General features: G+C 54.6%; 13 protein-coding genes. 3 read left to right on the forward strand and 10 right to left on the reverse strand.

The genetic code is table 11. The features are described 5' to 3' along the window. Window positions 1-123 precede the first annotated feature (123 nt). The 8 genes from ACGG9R_RS10470 to ACGG9R_RS10505 form a co-directional block, all read right to left on the reverse strand. Window positions 124-1,296, reverse strand: coding sequence for an ABC transporter permease (locus ACGG9R_RS10470; RefSeq protein WP_390154804.1), 1,173 nt, complete (start codon window positions 1,294-1,296; stop codon window positions 124-126). A 361-nt stretch (window positions 1,297-1,657) separates the two neighbouring features. Further along, window positions 1,658-2,299 (reverse strand): ABC transporter ATP-binding protein, encoded by a 642-nt coding sequence (locus ACGG9R_RS10475; protein ID WP_390154805.1) that lies wholly within the window; start codon window positions 2,297-2,299, stop codon window positions 1,658-1,660. A gap of 141 nt (window positions 2,300-2,440) precedes the next feature. Beyond that, window positions 2,441-2,887, reverse strand: a complete 447-nt coding sequence (locus ACGG9R_RS10480; protein WP_390154807.1) for a hypothetical protein — start codon at window positions 2,885-2,887, stop codon at window positions 2,441-2,443. A gap of 423 nt (window positions 2,888-3,310) precedes the next feature. After that, window positions 3,311-5,155, reverse strand: coding sequence for an alkaline phosphatase (locus tag ACGG9R_RS10485; RefSeq protein ID WP_390154810.1), 1,845 nt, complete (start codon window positions 5,153-5,155; stop codon window positions 3,311-3,313). A 1,648-nt stretch (window positions 5,156-6,803) separates the two neighbouring features. Further along, window positions 6,804-8,348: a nickel pincer cofactor biosynthesis protein LarC gene (larC, locus tag ACGG9R_RS10490; protein WP_390154811.1), complete on the reverse strand. Its 1,545-nt coding sequence runs from the start codon at window positions 8,346-8,348 to the stop codon at window positions 6,804-6,806. A 301-nt stretch (window positions 8,349-8,649) separates the two neighbouring features. After that, a complete protein-coding gene (larB, locus tag ACGG9R_RS10495; RefSeq protein ID WP_390154814.1) occupies window positions 8,650-9,411 on the reverse strand; it encodes a nickel pincer cofactor biosynthesis protein LarB in 762 nt (253 codons plus the stop codon). A 282-nt stretch (window positions 9,412-9,693) separates the two neighbouring features. Then, window positions 9,694-10,497, reverse strand: coding sequence for an ATP-dependent sacrificial sulfur transferase LarE (gene larE / locus ACGG9R_RS10500; protein WP_390154817.1), 804 nt, complete (start codon window positions 10,495-10,497; stop codon window positions 9,694-9,696). Window positions 10,498-10,745: 248 nt separating this feature from the next. Further along, window positions 10,746-12,080, reverse strand: coding sequence for an MATE family efflux transporter (locus ACGG9R_RS10505; RefSeq protein WP_390154820.1), 1,335 nt, complete (start codon window positions 12,078-12,080; stop codon window positions 10,746-10,748). 999 nt (window positions 12,081-13,079) lie between these two features. Here ACGG9R_RS10505 and ACGG9R_RS10510 point away from each other — a divergent pair. Continuing rightward, window positions 13,080-13,814, forward strand: a complete 735-nt coding sequence (locus tag ACGG9R_RS10510; protein ID WP_390154823.1) for a uracil-DNA glycosylase — start codon at window positions 13,080-13,082, stop codon at window positions 13,812-13,814. A gap of 43 nt (window positions 13,815-13,857) precedes the next feature. Then, window positions 13,858-14,145: a hypothetical protein gene (locus ACGG9R_RS10515; protein WP_390154826.1), complete on the forward strand. Its 288-nt coding sequence runs from the start codon at window positions 13,858-13,860 to the stop codon at window positions 14,143-14,145. Window positions 14,146-14,930: 785 nt separating this feature from the next. Here the strand turns inward: ACGG9R_RS10515 and bioB (ACGG9R_RS10520) are convergent. Both bioB (ACGG9R_RS10520) and bioB (ACGG9R_RS10525) read right to left on the reverse strand, forming a co-directional pair. After that, window positions 14,931-15,914, reverse strand: coding sequence for a biotin synthase BioB (bioB, locus tag ACGG9R_RS10520; protein WP_390154828.1), 984 nt, complete (start codon window positions 15,912-15,914; stop codon window positions 14,931-14,933). A 556-nt stretch (window positions 15,915-16,470) separates the two neighbouring features. Further along, window positions 16,471-17,469: a biotin synthase BioB gene (gene bioB, locus ACGG9R_RS10525; protein WP_390154831.1), complete on the reverse strand. Its 999-nt coding sequence runs from the start codon at window positions 17,467-17,469 to the stop codon at window positions 16,471-16,473. A gap of 752 nt (window positions 17,470-18,221) precedes the next feature. Here bioB (ACGG9R_RS10525) and ACGG9R_RS10530 point away from each other — a divergent pair. After that, a complete protein-coding gene (locus tag ACGG9R_RS10530; protein ID WP_287835597.1) occupies window positions 18,222-18,572 on the forward strand; it encodes a hypothetical protein in 351 nt (116 codons plus the stop codon).

Genomic DNA, 18,572 nt, shown 5'->3' on the forward strand with positions numbered 1-18,572 from the left:
CATGGAGACCTGCCGCGCATGACAAAGATTTCTCGCTACGCTCGAAATGACGATACGTGAGTCTGAACGAGTCCCCCGAGGCTCCTAATCCCCAGTCCCTAGCCACTAGTCCCTAGCCACTAGTCACAAGTTCCCCACCACATCCTTTTTCTGGATGAGCCAGGCGGGGATCATCGCCGCGAGCGTGCCGATCACGGTCATAAAAGGGATGATAAGGAGTCCTCGCGGATCAGGCGCTGTTTCCATCACGACCGCCGCATGAGACGCGATGAGCTTCGCAGTGAGAGCGCCTCCGCCATAACCCAGAAGCCAGCCGGTGAAGGAAGCGGCGAGAAGGAGTATCGCCGCCTCCGAGAGCAGCAGCCGGCGAATGTCCCCCTTCCCTACCCCCAGTGCGCGCAGGAGCGCAAGCTCCGAGAGCCGGCCGAGCGTGCTCCAGTACATCGCCAAAAGTGTGATAAGGATGGAGACCGCCAGAAGACAGGCAGTCAAGATCCCCCAGAAATCCTTCGTCTGCCCCACCATCGCATAGAGAGAGATGATGGTCTGCGACGGGAAGAGCATCTGCACATCCTTCTGCCGCTGGTACAAAGAAAGAAGCTGCATCGCTTCCTTGTAGCCTTTCGGTACGACGAGAAGCGCCGTCACTTCCTTTTGCGCTTCGGCGGCCGTGCCATGCGCTTCCCACACGTCTCTGATATCCGTCAGAATCGCCGTGTCATACGGCCCCTTCACAGGAGCAAGGATCCCGACCACCTTCAAGGTATGATTATGCGCTCTTCCTTTCGCGCTCGCTCCATGCACCGAGTGGAAGGTATCCCCTATGCGAAGTCCGGTGAGACGCGCCGTCTCGCTCCCGATGACGACATCCCCTTCCTCCGCAAAGCATCGTCCTTCAGCGATGGAAAGCCATGGGCCCTTCTTCTTATCCGGGCGAAAATCAAAAATATCTGCGTTCGTCCCGGCGATGCGAAAGCCCCGGTAATTATCCCCGAAGGCGAGCGGATACACCGCCTCCGTGTGCGGATCGGAAGCGAGCTTCTCCACATCGTCATGGGTGATATTTCCGATCGGCTTGTCCCGAAGGAATACCGTATTCAGCACCAGCTGGTACGAGGAACCCTTCGCTCCGACAAGGATCGGAAACGGAGAGACCGCACGATTGATGCCATCATAGAGCCCGCCCGCCGTCTGCAACAGAAATACAGGCAGCGCACAGGCGAGTGCGATCAGAAAGAGCAGGATCAGCCGTGTGAGCGGACGGCGGATGAATGAAAGAAAAGCCAGATGAAGCATGGGATACATTCTCCTTTAATAGAGTCAAAGGGTTCAGCGGGTTCTACAGGTCCAGAGGGTTCAGGGTTGTGGTGGCGGCTTCGCCGCAAAAAAAGAAAGCCAACCCCGCCTCGCTGCGCTCGGCAGCCCCTTCCAAGGGAAGGGGCTTGCGTGGATACTCCCTCCTTCCTATGGAAGGAGGTGCCCCAAAGGGGCGGAGGTTGGATGGGGAAAGCGGTATTTTTGTATCGCAACCTTCCCCTCGAGGGGAAGGTGCCCCGTAGGGGCGGATAGGGCAAGGACGGTATGAAAGACAAAGGCGTTGATGTCTTCCAATCTCCCAGTCTCCCAGTCTAAATCCCTAGTTTCCAGTCCCCAGCCACTATTTCCCCAGCACCAGTCTGTTTGCAAACCGTGCCTGCACCTTCTCGTCATGCGTGGCGCAGAGGAGCAGGCAGCCGCTCTCGTATTGGTACTGCAGGAGCTTTTCTACGATGAGCTCACTGTTTGCGCGGTCCAGGCTCGCAGTCGGTTCATCGGCCAAAAGGACGGCAGGCTTCCGGAGGATTGCACGAAGGAAAGCGACACGCTGCGCTTCTCCGCCGGAGAGCGCGTCCGCCTTTCGTGGTGCGTACTCAGAAAGTCCGACAGAGGCAAGCAGGCACTCGGCCTCTTCCCGGGTGAGTGTCTTTCCCGCAATCGATGCGGAGAGACGGAGATTCTCGAAGACGGTGAGATAGGGCATGAGCATGGGCTTTTGGAAAATGCAGCCGATCTCTTTCGCACGGAAATCACATTTCTCTTTCTCCCTCAGCTTTGCGACGTCCTTCCCATCTACCACGATCTCGCCCGATGTCGGCGTGAGCAGGCCGCTCACCGCATGGAAAAGCGTCGATTTCCCGCTCCCCGAGGGGCCGATCAGCGCCCATGGTGCATTCGTAAGACGTGCATAGGGAAGATCCAGTGCACGGATCCTCCCCGCACCATCCGGATATTCACAAATAAGGTTTTTGATTTCGATCATGATGGAGCCTTTCAGGAATGAGCGTTCAAGGATCAGGGCGTTTTCTTTGGCGCCTCACCGCCATTCCTCCTTCTGAATCAAAAAAGAGGCCCCGATCTTTCGGTGCCTCTTTATAGGTAAACGAGGTTCCGGCTGGAGAAATCAGCTGTCAATCGATGTGGCTCGAATACGCAGCTGGCTCACGAATCCGGTTTCTTCATCTGTTTCACTCCCGATCTCCAAAGTGCCCGTAACCGTGATGGGAGTATCGTAGGGGAGAGCGGTGATGGAGTCATCTACCTTGACTACGATGATGTTATCGGGCCAGTCTGCGTCACTGGAACAGAAGGGGCAGACGGACATCGGGACTTCCGTCAGAACGAAGAAATGTATGGTCGGTGTCAGTGGAGGGGCCATGAAGCCCGAGATCGTCACTTCGCCGCCTTCAAGGCTCATCGTCTTGTCCGAAAAGGTCAATCCCTCTGCGGAGTAGCCGGAGTAGATCTCGTCAAAGGAGTAATCTTCCGCGGCTGCAGGCAGGGTGACTGCCCCGGCCAGGGCGAGCGCCATAAAGGAATGCCTGATGAGGGAAAATAGTGATCGTAACAATAGGATGCTTCTCCTGAGAAAGGATTGTAGGGTTCGAAGGTAAACAGGTTCAACGGGTTCTATAGGTTCAGAAGGTTCAAAGGGTTTAGGTAGCGGCTTCGACGCAAATATACATTATCATATGCGGCGAGGCCGCCACCACACCCCTGAACCCTGAAGTTTGAAAGCAGAAAGAACAATCTACCCTTTATGAGAATCCTCATAGGTTAAACAGGTTCTGAAGGTTCAAAAGGTTCACAGGTTTCTCATTTTTCGTAAATACCGTATATTTCAAAACTCCGCGGCGCTTAGATCCTTCGACTCAGTTCTCCTATTTCAGATAAGCCATTTTTTAACATACGACGTTTTTCTCCGCTCAGGATGACGAAATGCGCCGCACCACACCCCTGAACCCCTGAACCCTTGAACCCATCAACCTATATCTTATTTTGCTTTTTTATTTCCATCGATCCCCAAGGCTCTCATGATACCGAAGAAGACTTCGGTATTATCCATGGTGCCGTGGAAATATTCGGAGCCGGGGCCGCCGGCATTGAGAAGAATGTCGTCAGCGGAATGGCATTCCTGCGGATCAGACTTCGGCGTATTGGCCGGCATGAGCTCTGCCGGATCCCCCGGATGGATGCGAGCCGGATTTGCCTTGGAGGAAGCCGTGGTCACCTGATGGTATTCCACCTTTTCACCGTTCTGCACAGCTTCTTCCTTGGTTTCCTTGGTAGCCAGCGCCGGCGGGGTCGGTGTCTTCATGAAATGATAGTTTTCATAGTATTCCGGATGGTTGGCATACTGGATAGCGAGGGTGACATCCGGATCCGGGTTATCCGGGAAGCCATCTTTATTGGCATCCTTGAAAGTCGGGAAAATGGAATCGGCATACACTCTGACTGCCTGTGTACCCTTCTTGCCATCTCTTTCATGGTAGGTACCGCTGATGGACATGCCGTGTGCATGATCTGCCAAAACGATGATCAGGGTATCATCGCCATGCTCTTTGGCCCAGTTTTCCGCATATTCGATGGATTTATCAAATTCGATGGTATCGTAAGCCGAACGCTGCCAGTCCATGACATGGAGCTGCTTATCGATGGAAGCACCTTCGATCATTGCGAAGAAACCATTCGGATTCTTGGAGAGTATATCCAGTGTTTTCTTCGTCATGTTCATCAGGTTCGGCTGGTCCGTGAAGCCCTTCAGCACCTTCGGATTCTTCTCCATTTCACGATCGATGTAAACATTCATCGTGCTGGTATGGAAGAGACCGAGGAGCGGCTTGTCTGTCGGCGCCTTCATGAGGTCGGTAGAGTTATCGACGAAGGTATAGCCCTTGTTTTTGAATTCTTCGATGACATTCACCTGGTCTTTTCTCTTAGAACCGGGTACATCCTTAGGGATGTAGCGAGCCGAGCCGCCGCCCAGGATGACATCTGGTCTATGGTAGTCTTCGAGGTAGTCCTTCGCGAGGAAATCCTGCGCCGCTCTTCTTCTGGTGTGACCGACCATCGCTGCCGGGGTCGCATCGGTGGATTCCGCCTGTGTGACAAGACCGATGGACATGCCGCGGGTACGTTTCAGGATCTCAGAGACATTTTCTACCTTCGGATCATCGAGCGGATCTTTGGTGGAGTCTTCGTAAACGCCCATGGCATTGACAACAGACTTGTGACCTGTTGCATAAGCGGAAGCGGAGTTTGCACTGTCGGTGACGAGGGAGTCATAGCCGGACGTGGTGATGACTGCATTGTGCGCGAGCTTTTCCATCGCGAGCAGGTCATTGTACTTGCCATTCGTCATGCCCTTGGAAAGGATGCGGGCCACTTCACGCGCCTGCAGCGACATGCCGTCGCCGACGAAGAGGATGACATTCTTTGCTTTCTTCTGTGCGACTTCATGCACCACCTGATAGGAAGCAGCCGCCTTGGAAACGCCGAGGCTGTCCTTTGCGGAAGCTGCGACTTCCACCTTACCCGGCTTCGCAAAGGTCACGTCATCGATACGGAACGAGGTGACGCCATTACCAAGATCCTTCACTGCCGCTTTCTTGCCGAAGAACTTTTCAGCCGGAACGCCGTTGATCGTCACGTCGACATTCTGAAGGTTTTTCGCATTGGAAACTTCGACATCAAAGTCGAAACGTGCGCCGCTCCAGAATTTTGCGGTATCTACCGGAAGAATGCGAATATCCGATGCCTGTGCCTGAAAGACGCCCCCCAGAATGGCACCGCCGGCCAGAAGACCGAGAACTGCTGCTTTCATGATATGTTTTCTCATTATTTTCTCCTTTAAAATCGCAAAGAGAAAGGATGCCTGCCATCGATGCTTTCCTCGCGCCACTGTCACCGCTTCTCTTGCTGTGTTTATAATCACTGTAAGGCATTACTGCAATAAATATGACAGGCTTCTGTATAGAGGAAGAAAAACTTTCATTAAAAAACGCGGTATTTCCATAGAAAAGTTGAAATACCGCCGAGGATCGTAAAGAAAATGTATGAGAGACAGGGAAAGCGCCTTCTCCCTCCCGCCCTTTTTCCCTATTTAAATACCCGCACCGGATGGCGGCCGGTGCGGGCTGTATTTTTGGAGTCTTCGGAATGGTCTAGTCATAAGACCATAGGACTATGATCCTATGAGAATGCGGAACGGAACAAGCCTATGTTCCTCAGAGATCCACCGTTGACAGCCGGTTTCATTCTGCCGGACCGCAGCCGGCAAGGAGAGATGGGAGCGCAGGATGGAAAATCATACAGGAACACATAAGGAAAGCACTGACCTCATGCAGAAAAGAAGAGCAAGCCTTGGTAAAAGGCGCACGGAAACGCAGATGCACTATGACTTCTACGGCCCCCGACTCTGGTGCCTTGGGAGTCATGTCACGCTGCGAGGCCGCCCTCGTTCTTTCTTTCCTTTGCGTTCTTCCGCACCGGCTAGACAGATTTACCGGAGAGGACAGACAGAGCATCCCAAAGGCCTTCCCTGTGAAGCGCGGGAAAACGCTCCCGGATCCTCCGTCTCACAGTCGAAAATTTCGGAGACGAAGCTCATGAAAGAGAGTCTGCTCATTTCTCAGGCGATCGCTGCACCCATCCTGCCGATCTACTTTATCGGCGGCAAATGCCCCGGGCTCCTGATCCACACGCAGAGTTCTTTCGGACAGATTTTCTCATCAAACGATCTGACATGTCTACTTGGTTCTATTATACACCATTTTTCACTTGAAAAAGTGAACAATTTGACCTGCATGACAAAAGCCCCGCCGCCGCGGGGCTTTTCTGGCTATCGAAAATTTCTTGAGATGCTTATGAGAAACGAGGTTGCGTGCCGTCCCATTGACCGCAGACGAAAGAGGGGGCAGGTTCTATGGGTTCAGCGGAGGCGGTGTAGCGCATTTCGTCATCCTGAGCGGAGAAAAACGTCGTATGTTAAGGAAATCGTTAGCTACGTAACGTCTTGCTTCCCCCTTCGGGGGAAGTGCCGAAGGCAATGGGGGCATGCCAGCGGTATAGCGTGCCATGTTGAATAGTCCGACGCTATCGATATTCCAACACTTTCATGCAATACCGCTACGTAGCCCCCTCAGCCCTTCGGGCAGCTCCCCCGATGGGGAGCCAAGACGTTCTGCCGCTTAACTTAACAGCCTTCCCCTCAAAGGGAAGGTGCCCCGAAGGGGCGGATAGGGCACCGGCGATATGAAAGACAGATGAGAAAAGCAGAAAGGTGCGCGGCACAGGTGAGGAAAGCGTGAATCCCTGATCGCTGCTGACGCGGCTCCCTTCCTACGGACAGCAGGCTTCCCATTTTAGATTTCCTGACATCGTCCGCCTGACCACAAATGGCAAAAGATTTCTCGCTGCGCTCGAAATGACGATACGAGAGTCCCCTAGTCTCTAGTCACTAGTCCCCAGTCACTAGTCCCCAGCCACTACTCGTTTTGTTCCGCCAGTGCCTTCACGAGATGATATACCTCCGCAAAGGGCAGGTGTTCTTTTTCTGCGATGGCCTTCACCGATTCATACTCGGGGTAGAAGCGTCTCTCCCCGGGGAGGGCGACTTCCTTCACCTCCGCGATGCCGAAGGGCGTTTCCACCTGCTTCTGGTTGCGGTGAAGGATGGAGCGCATGACGCTCGGAAATTCGCGGATACCGATGGTCGTCGTTTCTTTGAAGATGATGTCTTCAAGCTCTTCCATCCTGCTCTTCTTGCAGATCACGGTGAGCTCCCACGCGGGACGGTTCTTCTTCATGTAGACCGGGCTGTAATGGACATCGAGCGCGCCGGCCTGCATGAGGCGGTCGATGGTATAGCCGAGCGCTTCGCCGGTGCTGTCGTCGATGTCGGTCTCGAGCTTCACGATCTCATCCTTGCCCTCTTCCATGGCATTCCCTTCGATGAGGTATGCGCGGAGGATATTCGTGCGCTCGGTGTAGGCTCTCTTGCCCGCGCCAAGACCTGTACGCACGATGCGGAAGGCTTTCGGCAGCTGGTGCGTCGTGCAGATGGCCGCCGCAATGGCTGCGCCGGTCGGCGTGACGTATTCCCCCTTCGCCTCCATGATGGTGAGCGGCATATCGTAGGCTTCGATGATATTCATGGTCGCCGGGACGGGGACGGGCAGCACGCCGTGCTGGCAGCGGACGGTGCCTCTGCCCTCAGTGAGGCAGGGAATGATGACATCCGTGATCCCCAGGCTGTCAAAGGTGACCGCCGCGGAAATGATGTCAACGATAGAGTCGATGGCGCCGACTTCATGGAAATGCACCTCTTCCAGCGGCATATGATGGGCGAGAGACTCTGCTTCTGCTACGATGTGGAACATCTTGCCCGCCAGTGCTTTCGCCGAGTCTGTCATGTCTGTCGCGTCGATGATGTCTAAGATCTCTGCCAGATGGCGTCCATGGTGGTGGTGATGCTCATGGTGATGATGAGGCTCTTCGCCTCCGTGTCCGTGGCAATGATGCGCCTCGTCTTCATGGCAATGGCAGTGATGCGCTTCTTCTTCCTCGTGACAGTGGCAGTGAGGCGCTTCCTCGTCCTCATGGCAGTGACAATGATGCGCTTCCTCGTCCTCATGGCAGTGGCAATGATGCGCTTCCTCGTCCTCATGGCAATGGCAGTGATGCGCTTCCTCGTCCTCATGTCCATGGCAATGATGCGCTTCTTCTTCCTCGCGGCAGTGGCAATGATGCGCTTCCTCCTGCGGGGCTGCAGCGGTCACCGGTGCCGGGCCATAGAGGTAGGCCATATCATGGTCATGATTTTCATGGGCTGCATCCAGAATGACATTGAAATCACAGCACGCAATGCCGGATTTTTTGACGCTGGAGATCTCCACCATGAAACCGTCCGCAGGAATGGAATTCAGCGCGCGTTCCAGCACCTCCGGGTCTGCACCGAGGTCGATCATCGCTGCGACAAACATATCTCCGCTGATGCCGGAGGAAGTTTCAAGGTATAATGTTTTTCCCATATGGTTTCTCCTTGTTGGTTGTTGATTATTGGTTGGAATCAGGAGTGACTGGTGACTGGATTCTAGTAGCTATGGACTAGTGGCTAGGGATTAGGAGCTTCGAGTGACTGGTGACTGGAATACGACTTTCGGGCATCGCCCCGTTTCGTCATCCTGAGCGGCAAGAAACGTCGCACTTGAGATAACGAATGCCAGAACAGCTGCGCCCTGAGCCCTTGATCTCGGCGAAGCCGCCACCTTCATTCCTCATTCCTAATTATGGCACGTAATCATAACAAGAAATATGGCGATATGGTTACTTTCAAATCCGTCCCATTTCCGCCAATCGGTTGATCTGTGTCGCCACATAGCCGGCGCCGAAGCCATTGTCGATATTGACGGTGACGATGCCGTTCGCGCAGGAATTGATCATCGTCAAGAGCGCCGAAAGGCCGTGGAAGCTGGCGCCATAACCCACCGACGTCGGCACCGCGATGACGGGATTCTTCACAAGCCCGCCGATGACCGAGGCGAGCGCCCCTTCCATGCCTGCCACTGCGATGACGCAGTTCGCACGGCGCACGATCGCCTCCTTCGAAAGGATGCGGTGGATGCCGCTGACGCCCACATCATAGACACGTTCGACATGCGTCCCGAAGTACTCTGCCGTCTGTGCCGCTTCCTCTGCGACGGAAATATCTGCCGTGCCGCCCGTGCAGATGGCCACGCAGCCGATGTGCTCCTTCTCCTTTTCCAGCTTCAGGATATGCGACACCGGGTCATAGGAGATCTCCGGCAGGAATTCCTTCACGATCTCATACTGGTGGGGAGAGGCGCGGGTGCCGAAGACTTCCCCCTCCACCTCATAGAGCCTTCGGAAGATCTGTCCGATGAATTCGTCAGATTTCCCCTGGCAGTAGATCACTTCTGCAAAGCCGGAACGCTTCTTCCGATCCGTATCGAGCTTGGCAAATCCCATTTCCTCATAGGATCGCTCCGCCGGATTCTCACGGATGAGCGCCTCTGCCGCAGAGAGCGACAGCGCGCCGGACTTCACTTGGGTCAATATCTCTTGAATACTCATATATGTGTCCTTTGGTTGATTTGTTGTTGGTTCAGGGTTCAGGGTTCAAGGTTCAGGGTTCAGGGTTAGTCCACGGAGCGTGCTGCCCTTTGATTGCGTTTGAAAGTTTCGCTTGAATGAGAAATTAGAAATGAGAAATGAGAAATGCGAAATGGTAGTGCGGCGCATAAAAATATGGAAGCGCCACGGAGTATAAATAGTGGCGATGCCCGAAAGTAATATTCAAGTCGCCAGTCACTAGTTACTCGAGGCTCCTAATCCCTAGTCACTAGCCACCAGTCCCTATTTCCCATCCATCGACCCCGAGCGGAACCCTTCCAGGTCCATGGTCACGTAGCGAAAGCCCAGCGCATGAAGGCGCGCGATGACTGCCTCACGATTTTCCACGAGCTTTGGGAGCTGTGCAGGGAGTACCTCGATACGGGCGATATCTCCATGGCAGCGCACGCGAAACTGCAAAAAGCCCAGATCGAAAAGCAGCTGCTCAGCCGCTTCGACCGCGCGGAGCTTCTCCTCCGTGATCCTCGTGCCATAGGGGAAACGAGTCGCCAGACACGCAAAGGATGGCTTATTCCATGTGGGAAGTCCTTCCTTCTCCGACAGGATGCGGATTTCCTCCTTCGTGAGCGCCGCCTCCTTCAAAGGGCTCACGACACCCAGCTCGGCAAGCGCTTTCAGCCCGGGGCGATAGCCCTTCGTATCACTGAAATTTGTCCCGTCGATGATATAAGCGATCTGATGCTCCTTCGCCAGCTCGCCAAGAGACGAGAAGAGATAGGTCTTGCACCAGTAGCAGCGATCCTTCAGATTGTCAGCAAAGCCCGGCGCAGCGAACTGGTCCCTTTCCACGATCACCTGCCGGATGCCGCGGGACGTGCAGAAATCCTTCGCCTCTTCGATCTCCCGCGCGGGGACGGAATTCAGCTTCATCGTCACTGCGACAGCCTGATCGCCGAGCACCTTAGAGGCCTCATGAAGAAGAAAGGTCGAGTCCACACCGCCGGAAAAAGCGACGGCGGCCGAGCCAAGTGTTTTCAAATGTGCTTCAAGCGTTTTCTGCTTGAGAAGAATGCTCTCATGGACCATTAGAAAGTCTCCTTTGTTAGGGTTAGCCCCGGGGATGTGCTGTCCCTTGATGATTTGTGAAACAGGGGGAACGGGTTCAGAGGGTTCAGAGGGGGTGGTGCAGCGCATAAATCATGATGATACCCGAATGTTGTATTTAGTCACCAGTCACTCGAAGCTCTTAATCCCTAGCCACTAATCCCTAGCCACTAGTCCCTAGCTACTAGTCCCTAGCTACTAGAATCCAGTCACCAGTCACCAGTCACCAGTCACCCCAAAATATACTTCTTTCGCGTCTTGAAAAGCAAGACAAAAAGTCCGACGGCCGTGACGAACCAGCTCAGCGGATACACCGTCATAAGGCAGTCAAAGCTGGGGATGGCAGGAAATACGGCCCACATGTACAGGATACGGAAACCGCAGATCCCGACGATCGTGATGAGCGCCGGAGAAAGTGAATTGCCAAAGCCGCGCAGATAGGCGGAGATCATTTCGATGGCCAGATTCAAAGGCTCCGCCAGAATGATATAGCCCATGCGGGTGACGCCATAGCTGATGACCATCACATCGCTGGTAAAAAGCGCAAGCAGTGATGGTGAAAAATACAGGATGGGCGCTCCGATGATGACGCAGACGACCAGATTCTGCAAGGTGGTGATGACCCCGACGCGGCGGCAGCGCGCCATGTCGCCGGCCCCGTAGTTCTGCCCGACGAATGTCGTACATGCCTGCCCGAACGCATTGACAAAGATATAGCAAAGAATATCCAGATTGAACGCCGCCGCCGTTGCCGCCATGACATCCGCGCCAAGGCTGTTGATCGCCGACTGGATCACGATGTTCGACAGACAGAAGACCGCCGCCTGCAACCCGGCCGGTGTGCCGATGCGAAGGATCTCCCGTAAAATATACAGATCAAAGAATGATGCCCTGCATTCCAGATGGATCACATGCGTGCTGCGAAGCAGGATCGTCACCAGCATGGCGGAAGAAAGAAGCGTCGCACATGTCGTAGAGATCGCCACCGCTGCCACGCCCTGATGAAAAAACGCCACCAGCGTGTAGCTGATGATGACCTTGATGACCCCCGCCGCCGCCAGACAGAAGAGGGGCGTCTTCGTATCTCCCTGACTTCGGAAGATGGCAGACGCAAAATTATAGACCAGGATCCCCGGCAGAGCCAGGAAAAAAATGCGCAGATACTCTGCCGAGAGCGGCATGAGCGCATCCGGCACCTGAAGCAGCGAGAGCAGCGGCTCTGCGACAGCTTCGCTCAGACAGGTCATCACGATTCCTGCGGCAAGCGCAAAGGCAAGCGTCGAAAAGACCGCCCGATGGATCCCCTCCCGATTTTTCTTCCCTGTCATTTGGGAAATCACGACATTTGCCCCGATCGAAATACCGATGAAAAATGTCACGATGAAGCCGATGATGGGCGTATTGCTCCCGACAGCCGCCATCGCTTCCTTCCCGACAAACTGCCCCATGATGATGGTGTCGATGGTATTGAACACCTGCTGCAGCATGCCCGTCAGTGCCAGGAGCAGCGCAAAACGGATCGTTTTCCTTCCGATCGGTCCATGCGTCATATCTATTTTTTTCATATATACCTCTTACCCGGCAGGCGAAGGGCAGCGATCGGGAAGGCACAAAGGAAATCATCTCTGCGTCCCGAAGCCGCTGGATGGCCTGCTACATATATTTCTTATTATATCATTCCTGACAACCTGCCTTGCAAGCGCGCTGCCTCTTGCCAAGACCGGCCATTGGCTCTATGATATAGAGGAATGCAAATGTATGCAAATACCTTCTGACTATCGAAAGGTATGCCTAAATGGTGACTGGGGACTAGATTCTAGTAGCTAGGGACTAGTGGCTAGGGATTAGGAATGGCAGGTGACTAGTGGCTTGGAGACATCCGACTCCCGTATCGTCATTTCGAGCGAAGCCCTCAAATCTTTGTCATTCGCATTCAAGTGGTCGATGTCAGGAACCCCCAAACGGGTAATGCTATTAAGTTAAGAAAATCGTTAGCCACGTAACGTCTTGCTTCCCCCTTCGGGGGAAGTGCCGAAGGCAATAGGGGCATGCCAGCGGTATAGCGTGCTATGTTGAATAGTCCGATGCTATCGATATTCCAACACTTTCATGCAATACCGCTACGTAGCCCCCTCACCCCTTCGGGGAGCTCCCCCCGATGGGGAGCCAAGAACGTTCTGCCGCTTAACTTAATAGCATTACCCGCATGGGGAAGGCTGGCGATACGGGGGAAACCTGCCATCGCAAACTTTCGGGCATCGCCCCGTCTCGTCATCCTGAGCGGCGAGAAACGTCGTATGTGAGATAACGAATGCCAGAACAGCTGCGACCTGAGCCGAAGGATCTCGGCGAAGCCGCCACCACGATCCTGAAGTTTGGAAGGCAGGAATGAGTGGCTAGGGATTAGGAGCCGCGAGTGACTAGTGACTAGTGACTTGTGACTAGTGGCTTGAATACTACTTTCGGGCATCACCCTATATATATATTTGCGGCGAAGCCGCCACCGCAACCCTGAACCCCGAACCCTGAACCCTTTATTGATTTCCTCTAAGGAGGCATCGCTTATGGATCTATTCGGACACGAAGACCCGGAAGAATATATCGTCCGCCGCAGGCAGGAGATGGAGCGCCCCACCGGCTTTGCTACGCACGAAGCGCTGAAGGAAGCCATCACCTCCTGCAGCCGCTGCCCGCTTCGCCGCGAAGGCGGTCTTGGCCCCGTGCTCTCCACCGGCCCTGCGGATGCCCCGCTCATGATCGTCGGCGAAGGCCCCGGGGGTGTCGAGGATGACTACGGCGGCCCTCTGATCGGCCCCTCCGGGCAGCTGCTGGACAAGGCGCTCGCCTCCGTCGGCATCACCCGCGACCATGTCTACGTGACAAACATCGTAAAATGCCGTCCGCGCGGCAACCGCACTCCCACCATGGACGAAGGGCATTTCTGCGGAAGCATCTGGCTTTTGCAGGAGATCGCACTCGCACGCCCCGCCGTCATCATCGGTCTTGGCAAAGTCGCGCTCCGCTTCTTCCTAGGCCGCGAAGCCGGTATCATCCGCTCCCGCGGTCACTGGATCGATTTCCATGGCATCCCCGTCATGCCGACCTTCCATCCCGCTTACCTTCTCCGCCAGAGCGGCCGCGCACTGGTCGATGCGAAATGGCAGGTCTACTACGACCTCAAAGCCGCCAAGGAACGCGCCGCCGCCCTCCGTCCTGACTGGGTATGGCAAAGCGACACCCCGCCAAACCTTTTGGACGAGCTTGCCGCGGAGCGCGCGAAACGGCACTCCCAGGGGTGATTTCTTCCCTGATTCCCCATAGCTACTGTAAGAAAGGACCCTTATGCATACACTCTTGACCATCCTCATCGGCCTTGCCATCGCCGGCTGGTTCCTCTACTGCCTCTACCGCATGCTGCGCGGCGCGCGCGGCAGAGACTGCGCCAGCTGTCACCTCGCCGGCGGCTTCGACTACAAAAGCACCGCGCCTGTCAAGCCCGCTGACATGAAGCGCAAAGAGATCGTCACTGACACCGGCCATCTCATCATCGTCGACGAAGAAGCGGCGAAGAGACGCCGCGAACGGATACGGAGGATGATGGAGCAGCCAAAGGATGAGAAACGCAGCTGATAGAAGACGATACGGAAAAGCGGCACACTCCCTCCTTCCCATGGAAGGAGGTGCCCCGAAGGGGCGGAAGTTGGCTTCCTAAGCGGGATGAAAAAATGGGAAACAGCCCTGCTCTCGTTTCGTCATCCCGAGCACAGCTGAGGGATCTTTTTCGTTTGCCGTTTTCTTTTTCCTGTGTACATACATCTGCATGAAACACCGTGCTTCCAAGTCGTTGGGAGTGCGGTGTTTCCCGTGCCCCCTCTCCTCACATTGCTTACCGGACCGCAAACGAAAAAGATTTCTCGCTTCCGCTCGAAATGACGATGCGGGAAGGCGGCACACTCCCTCCTTCCCATGGAAGGAGGTGCCCCGAAGGGGCGGAAGTTGGCTCTCTAAGCGGGATGAAAAAAATGGGAAACAGCCCTGCTCTCGTTTCGTCATCCCGAGCGCAGCCGAGGGATCTTTTTCGTTTGCCGTTTTCTTTTTCCTGTGTACATACATCTGCATGAAACACCGTGCTTCCAAGTCGTTGGGAGTGCGGTGTTTCTCGTGATCCCTCTCCTCACATCGCTTACCTGACCGCAAGCGAAAAAGATTTCCCGCTTGCGCTCGAAATGACGATGCGGGAAGGCGGCACACTCCCTCCTTCCCATGGAAGGAGGTGCCCCGAAGGGACGGAGGTTGGCTCCCTAAGCGGGATGAAAAAATGGGAGGCGCCCCCTTATCGGACATGGCGGCAAAGCCGCCAGTCTTTCCCACAAAAAAACAAGCCATCTTTTACCACGAAAAGATGGCTTGTTTTTTTACAATGTCCGTCCCATATCGACGGCCATCTGCTTATCTCTTTCCGGCGAACGGCCGGCTATGGTGAGATAGCCGCCGATCATCGCGCCATTGAGCCCCGCCGAGAGGGCAAAGGCCTGCATGTCGCGGAGCGAATTCTCACGTCCCGCGCATACACGCATGATGACGTGAGGCAGGATAAAACGGTACATGGCGAACATCCGAAGGATCTCGATCGGCTTCGGAGGCTTATTCTTGCCAAAGGGCGTTCCCGGGATGGGATTGAAAATATTGAGCGGCACAGAGGTGACGTGATGCTCACGAAGAGCAAAGGCCATGTCTATCCGGTCTTCCTCCGTTTCCCCCAGCCCGAAGATGCCGCCGGAGCAGACCTCCAGACCCGCCTGCTGGATGCGGCGGATGTGCGCTTCCTTTTCCTCATACGTGTGTGTGGTGCAGATGGCGGGGAAATGGCGCTTCGCCGTTTCCAGATTGCAGTGGATGCGCTGGCAGCCTGCCGCCTTCAGCGTCTTCAGCTGTTCTTCGGTCAGAAGTCCGAGCGAGCAGCAGACGGAGAGCTTCGTCTCTTGGGTTATCCGCTTCACCGCTTCTACGATGGAAGCAAACTGCACGGGATCGCTCTGCCCGCGGCCGGAGGTGACGATACCGAAGCGTTCTGCGCCATAGGCCTCTGCCTGTTTGGCTTCGCGGAGCAGGTCCTCCGGGCTTCTTAGCGGATACTCCTTGACGCCGGTGTGATACCAGCCCGACTGCGCGCAGAACCTGCAATTCTCTGTACAGCGTCCGCTTCTGGCATTCACATCGCTGCAAAAGCGCATCTGATCGCCGCAGAAGGTCTTCCGGATCTTGTCGGCTGCCGCCATAAGGAAGAAGGGCTCCTCCTTTCCGGCCGCAAAGAGCGTCTCTGCCTCCTCCCTGGAGATCTCTCTACCCGCGAGTACCTGATCCATACACTGCGTGATGGTTGCTATATGTTCATCCATGATTTGCCTCACCATTTTCTTTCAGGAAAACACCGATTCGGTCTAAGGAAACACTGATTAAATCGTTGTCAGATTTCATTCTTGGATTTTTATACAGAGCGAGGAATCATCTGACGCGAATAGCGAGCTATTTAAGGAAGATGATGACGAAGCTATGTATAAAAATCCATGTGAAATCCGACTCTGCGATTTAATCAGCGTTTCCTTAACCCTTGCACGATCCCGCAAAAAGCAGTCGGAAGGTGTGAAGGTGGCAGCCTTATCCTTCAACGCATGATATCTGCGGTGCGGATCAGCGTCCTCGCTTCCTCTTCTGTGATCGCTCCGCCATTCAAGACCTTTTCCGTCCACTTCAACATCTGTTCGCAGCTGCTTTCCATTTTTAAATCCTCTGGTCGCATGTCCGGGTCTTGCCTTTGTCATACCTTACGTGTCATACGCAATAGAAATATTCGTGTTTGACAATGGGAATATTTCTATGCATTCGTGCTGGTTATTGTGAAATCGGGACTGGAAATCAGACGTCTGATGTCTGATTTCCAGTCCCGAGTCACTCTCAAAGCTTCGGTGTCGTCATGGAACGTCCGAGATCCTCCGTCATGCGGATATCCTCCTTCGGATCGCGGCCGCCTGTCGTCAGATAGCCGCCCACCATGATGCCGTTCAGCCCGCCTGTCAGTGCATACGCCTGCAGGCTTCGCAGGTTCACCTCACGGCCGCCTGCGGTGCGGATCAGCGCCTTCGGCAGGACGAAACGGAACATCGCAAACGTGCGGAGCACCTCCAGCGGCGACAGACGCTTATTCGTATAGAAAGGCGTCCCCTTCACCGGATTCAGGATATTCAGCGGTACCGAGTCGATATGCATCTCCTTCAGGTGGAAGGCCATCTCCACCCGCTGATCCAGAGACTCCCCGAGCCCGATGATCCCGCCGGAGCACACGCGGATCCCCGCCGACTGCGCGGTATGGATGATATCCTCCTTATCCTCCATCGTATGCGTCGAGCAGATCTCCGGGAAATAGGAAGGCGACGTCTCGATATTGCAGTGGATGCGCGTGATGCCCGCCTCTTTCAGCTGGAGTGCCTGCTCCTTGGAGATCAGTCCCAGCGAGCAGCACACCTCGATCCCTACCTGCTCTCTGATCTTCTTCACGATGTCGATGATCTCATCGAACTCATTCGGATTATCCTGGTTACGGCCGGAAGTCACCAGAGAGAAACGGACAGCGCCTGCTTCCTTCGCCTTCTTCGCTGCCGCCAGGATCTCTTCCTCCGGCAAGAGACGGTACACCTTCGCGCCCGTGTGATACCAGCCCGACTGCGCGCAGAACTTGCAATTCTCCTGGCAATGCCCGCTTCTTGCATTGATGATCGCACAGAAATCCACCGCATTCCCATTGAACTTCTGGCGAATCTTATCGGCCATCGCAAGCAGCAGCATAGTATCCTCATCCTTCGTGCGAATGAGTTTCTTCGCTTCTTCCTGTGTGATCTCACCCCCATCCATGACCTTCTCCGCCAATCTGATGATCTCTGCACAAGCACTTTCCATGATGATTCTCCCTTTCCTTCATTCCTTCGGGCCACTCGCCCCTTTGAATTGTTACCTTGTAGGTAAGTATAGAATAAACAATCAAATGTGTCAATCAAGAAAATAATTGCGGTTGACAATGAAGAGAGAAAAGCGGAGAAGTGCGCGGCATATGTGAGAGAGCGTGAGTCCCTGACCGCGAATGACAACGATTGAATCAGTGCTTCCTTAAAAATCATTCGCGCCCCTTCCTCTGGAAGGGGCAGACGAGCGAAGCGAGGCGAGGTTGGCTTCCCTGAATGTGGGAGTACCGTTTCACGCGACCAACCTCCGCCCCTTCGGGGCACCTCCTTCCAAAGGAAGGAGGAAGAAAAAAGGCGCTGCGTGTATCGTCATAGGTATAGTTGCGGCGAAGCCGACGCCTTCTCTGCTATATCCGCTGCCCCTGAACCCGCCCCTACCATTTCTTTTCCAGAGGAAAGCGGAGAAGTGCGCGGCACATGTGGGGGGCGTGAGTTCCTGGCCGCGAATGACAACGATTGAATCAGTGCTTCCTTAAAAATCATTCGCGCCCCTTCCTCTGGAAGGGGCAGACGAGCGAAGCGAGGCGGGGTTGGCTTCCCTGAATGTGGGAGTACCGTTTCACGCGACTGAAGTGGTAAACTAAAATTGGACACAGAGGGGGTAATCTTTAGACATACAGTGTACACTGCATAGGCAGTGCAAAATAAGCGCTGGACAGAGTGTCCCCCTTACTGGACAGGAGGTTTGCCATGAAGTACACGAAAGAACAAAGATTGGACATCGGTCGACGAATTTACTACAGCGAAATAAGTCGGTATGAAGCCGCGGAAGAATATGGCATTAGTGAGCAGACCGCACGGAATTACATGAGAATGTATCGGGATGTCAATCGGCTGCCGCCCAAACACGGTCAGAGATCCATCGGCGCACTCTCTTTCAAGAAAGAGCCGGTAGAGCTGGATGAACTGAAATCTATGACAAAGGAGGAATTGATCCAGGAGCTGATCAAGGCCAGGATCACAGAAGCAAGGTTAAAAAAAGGATACGAGGTGAAGGGAGATGGTACGGTAATTCTATACGCCAGCAAGACTACCAAGTGA

The organism is Dialister sp. i34-0019-2H8 (genome assembly GCF_042846925.1).
GTDB lineage: Bacteria > Bacillota > Negativicutes > Veillonellales > Dialisteraceae > Dialister.

What these genes read in the sequence shown, in the direction of transcription:
- ACGG9R_RS10470 (WP_390154804.1), bottom strand. Translation starts at nt 1,296, where the DNA reads ATGCTTCATCTGGCTTTTCTTTCATTCATCCGCCGTCCGCTCACACGG.
- ACGG9R_RS10475 (WP_390154805.1), bottom strand. Translation starts at nt 2,299, where the DNA reads ATGATCGAAATCAAAAACCTTATTTGTGAATATCCGGATGGTGCGGGG.
- ACGG9R_RS10485 (WP_390154810.1), bottom strand. Translation starts at nt 5,155, where the DNA reads ATGAGAAAACATATCATGAAAGCAGCAGTTCTCGGTCTTCTGGCCGGC.
- larC (WP_390154811.1), bottom strand. Translation starts at nt 8,348, where the DNA reads ATGGGAAAAACATTATACCTTGAAACTTCCTCCGGCATCAGCGGAGAT.
- larB (WP_390154814.1), bottom strand. Translation starts at nt 9,411, where the DNA reads ATGAGTATTCAAGAGATATTGACCCAAGTGAAGTCCGGCGCGCTGTCG.
- larE (WP_390154817.1), bottom strand. Translation starts at nt 10,497, where the DNA reads ATGGTCCATGAGAGCATTCTTCTCAAGCAGAAAACGCTTGAAGCACAT.
- ACGG9R_RS10505 (WP_390154820.1), bottom strand. Translation starts at nt 12,080, where the DNA reads ATGAAAAAAATAGATATGACGCATGGACCGATCGGAAGGAAAACGATC.
- ACGG9R_RS10510 (WP_390154823.1), top strand. Translation starts at nt 13,080, where the DNA reads ATGGATCTATTCGGACACGAAGACCCGGAAGAATATATCGTCCGCCGC.
- ACGG9R_RS10515 (WP_390154826.1), top strand. Translation starts at nt 13,858, where the DNA reads ATGCATACACTCTTGACCATCCTCATCGGCCTTGCCATCGCCGGCTGG.
- bioB (WP_390154828.1), bottom strand. Translation starts at nt 15,914, where the DNA reads ATGGATGAACATATAGCAACCATCACGCAGTGTATGGATCAGGTACTC.
- bioB (WP_390154831.1), bottom strand. Translation starts at nt 17,469, where the DNA reads ATGGAAAGTGCTTGTGCAGAGATCATCAGATTGGCGGAGAAGGTCATG.
- ACGG9R_RS10530 (WP_287835597.1), top strand. Translation starts at nt 18,222, where the DNA reads ATGAAGTACACGAAAGAACAAAGATTGGACATCGGTCGACGAATTTAC.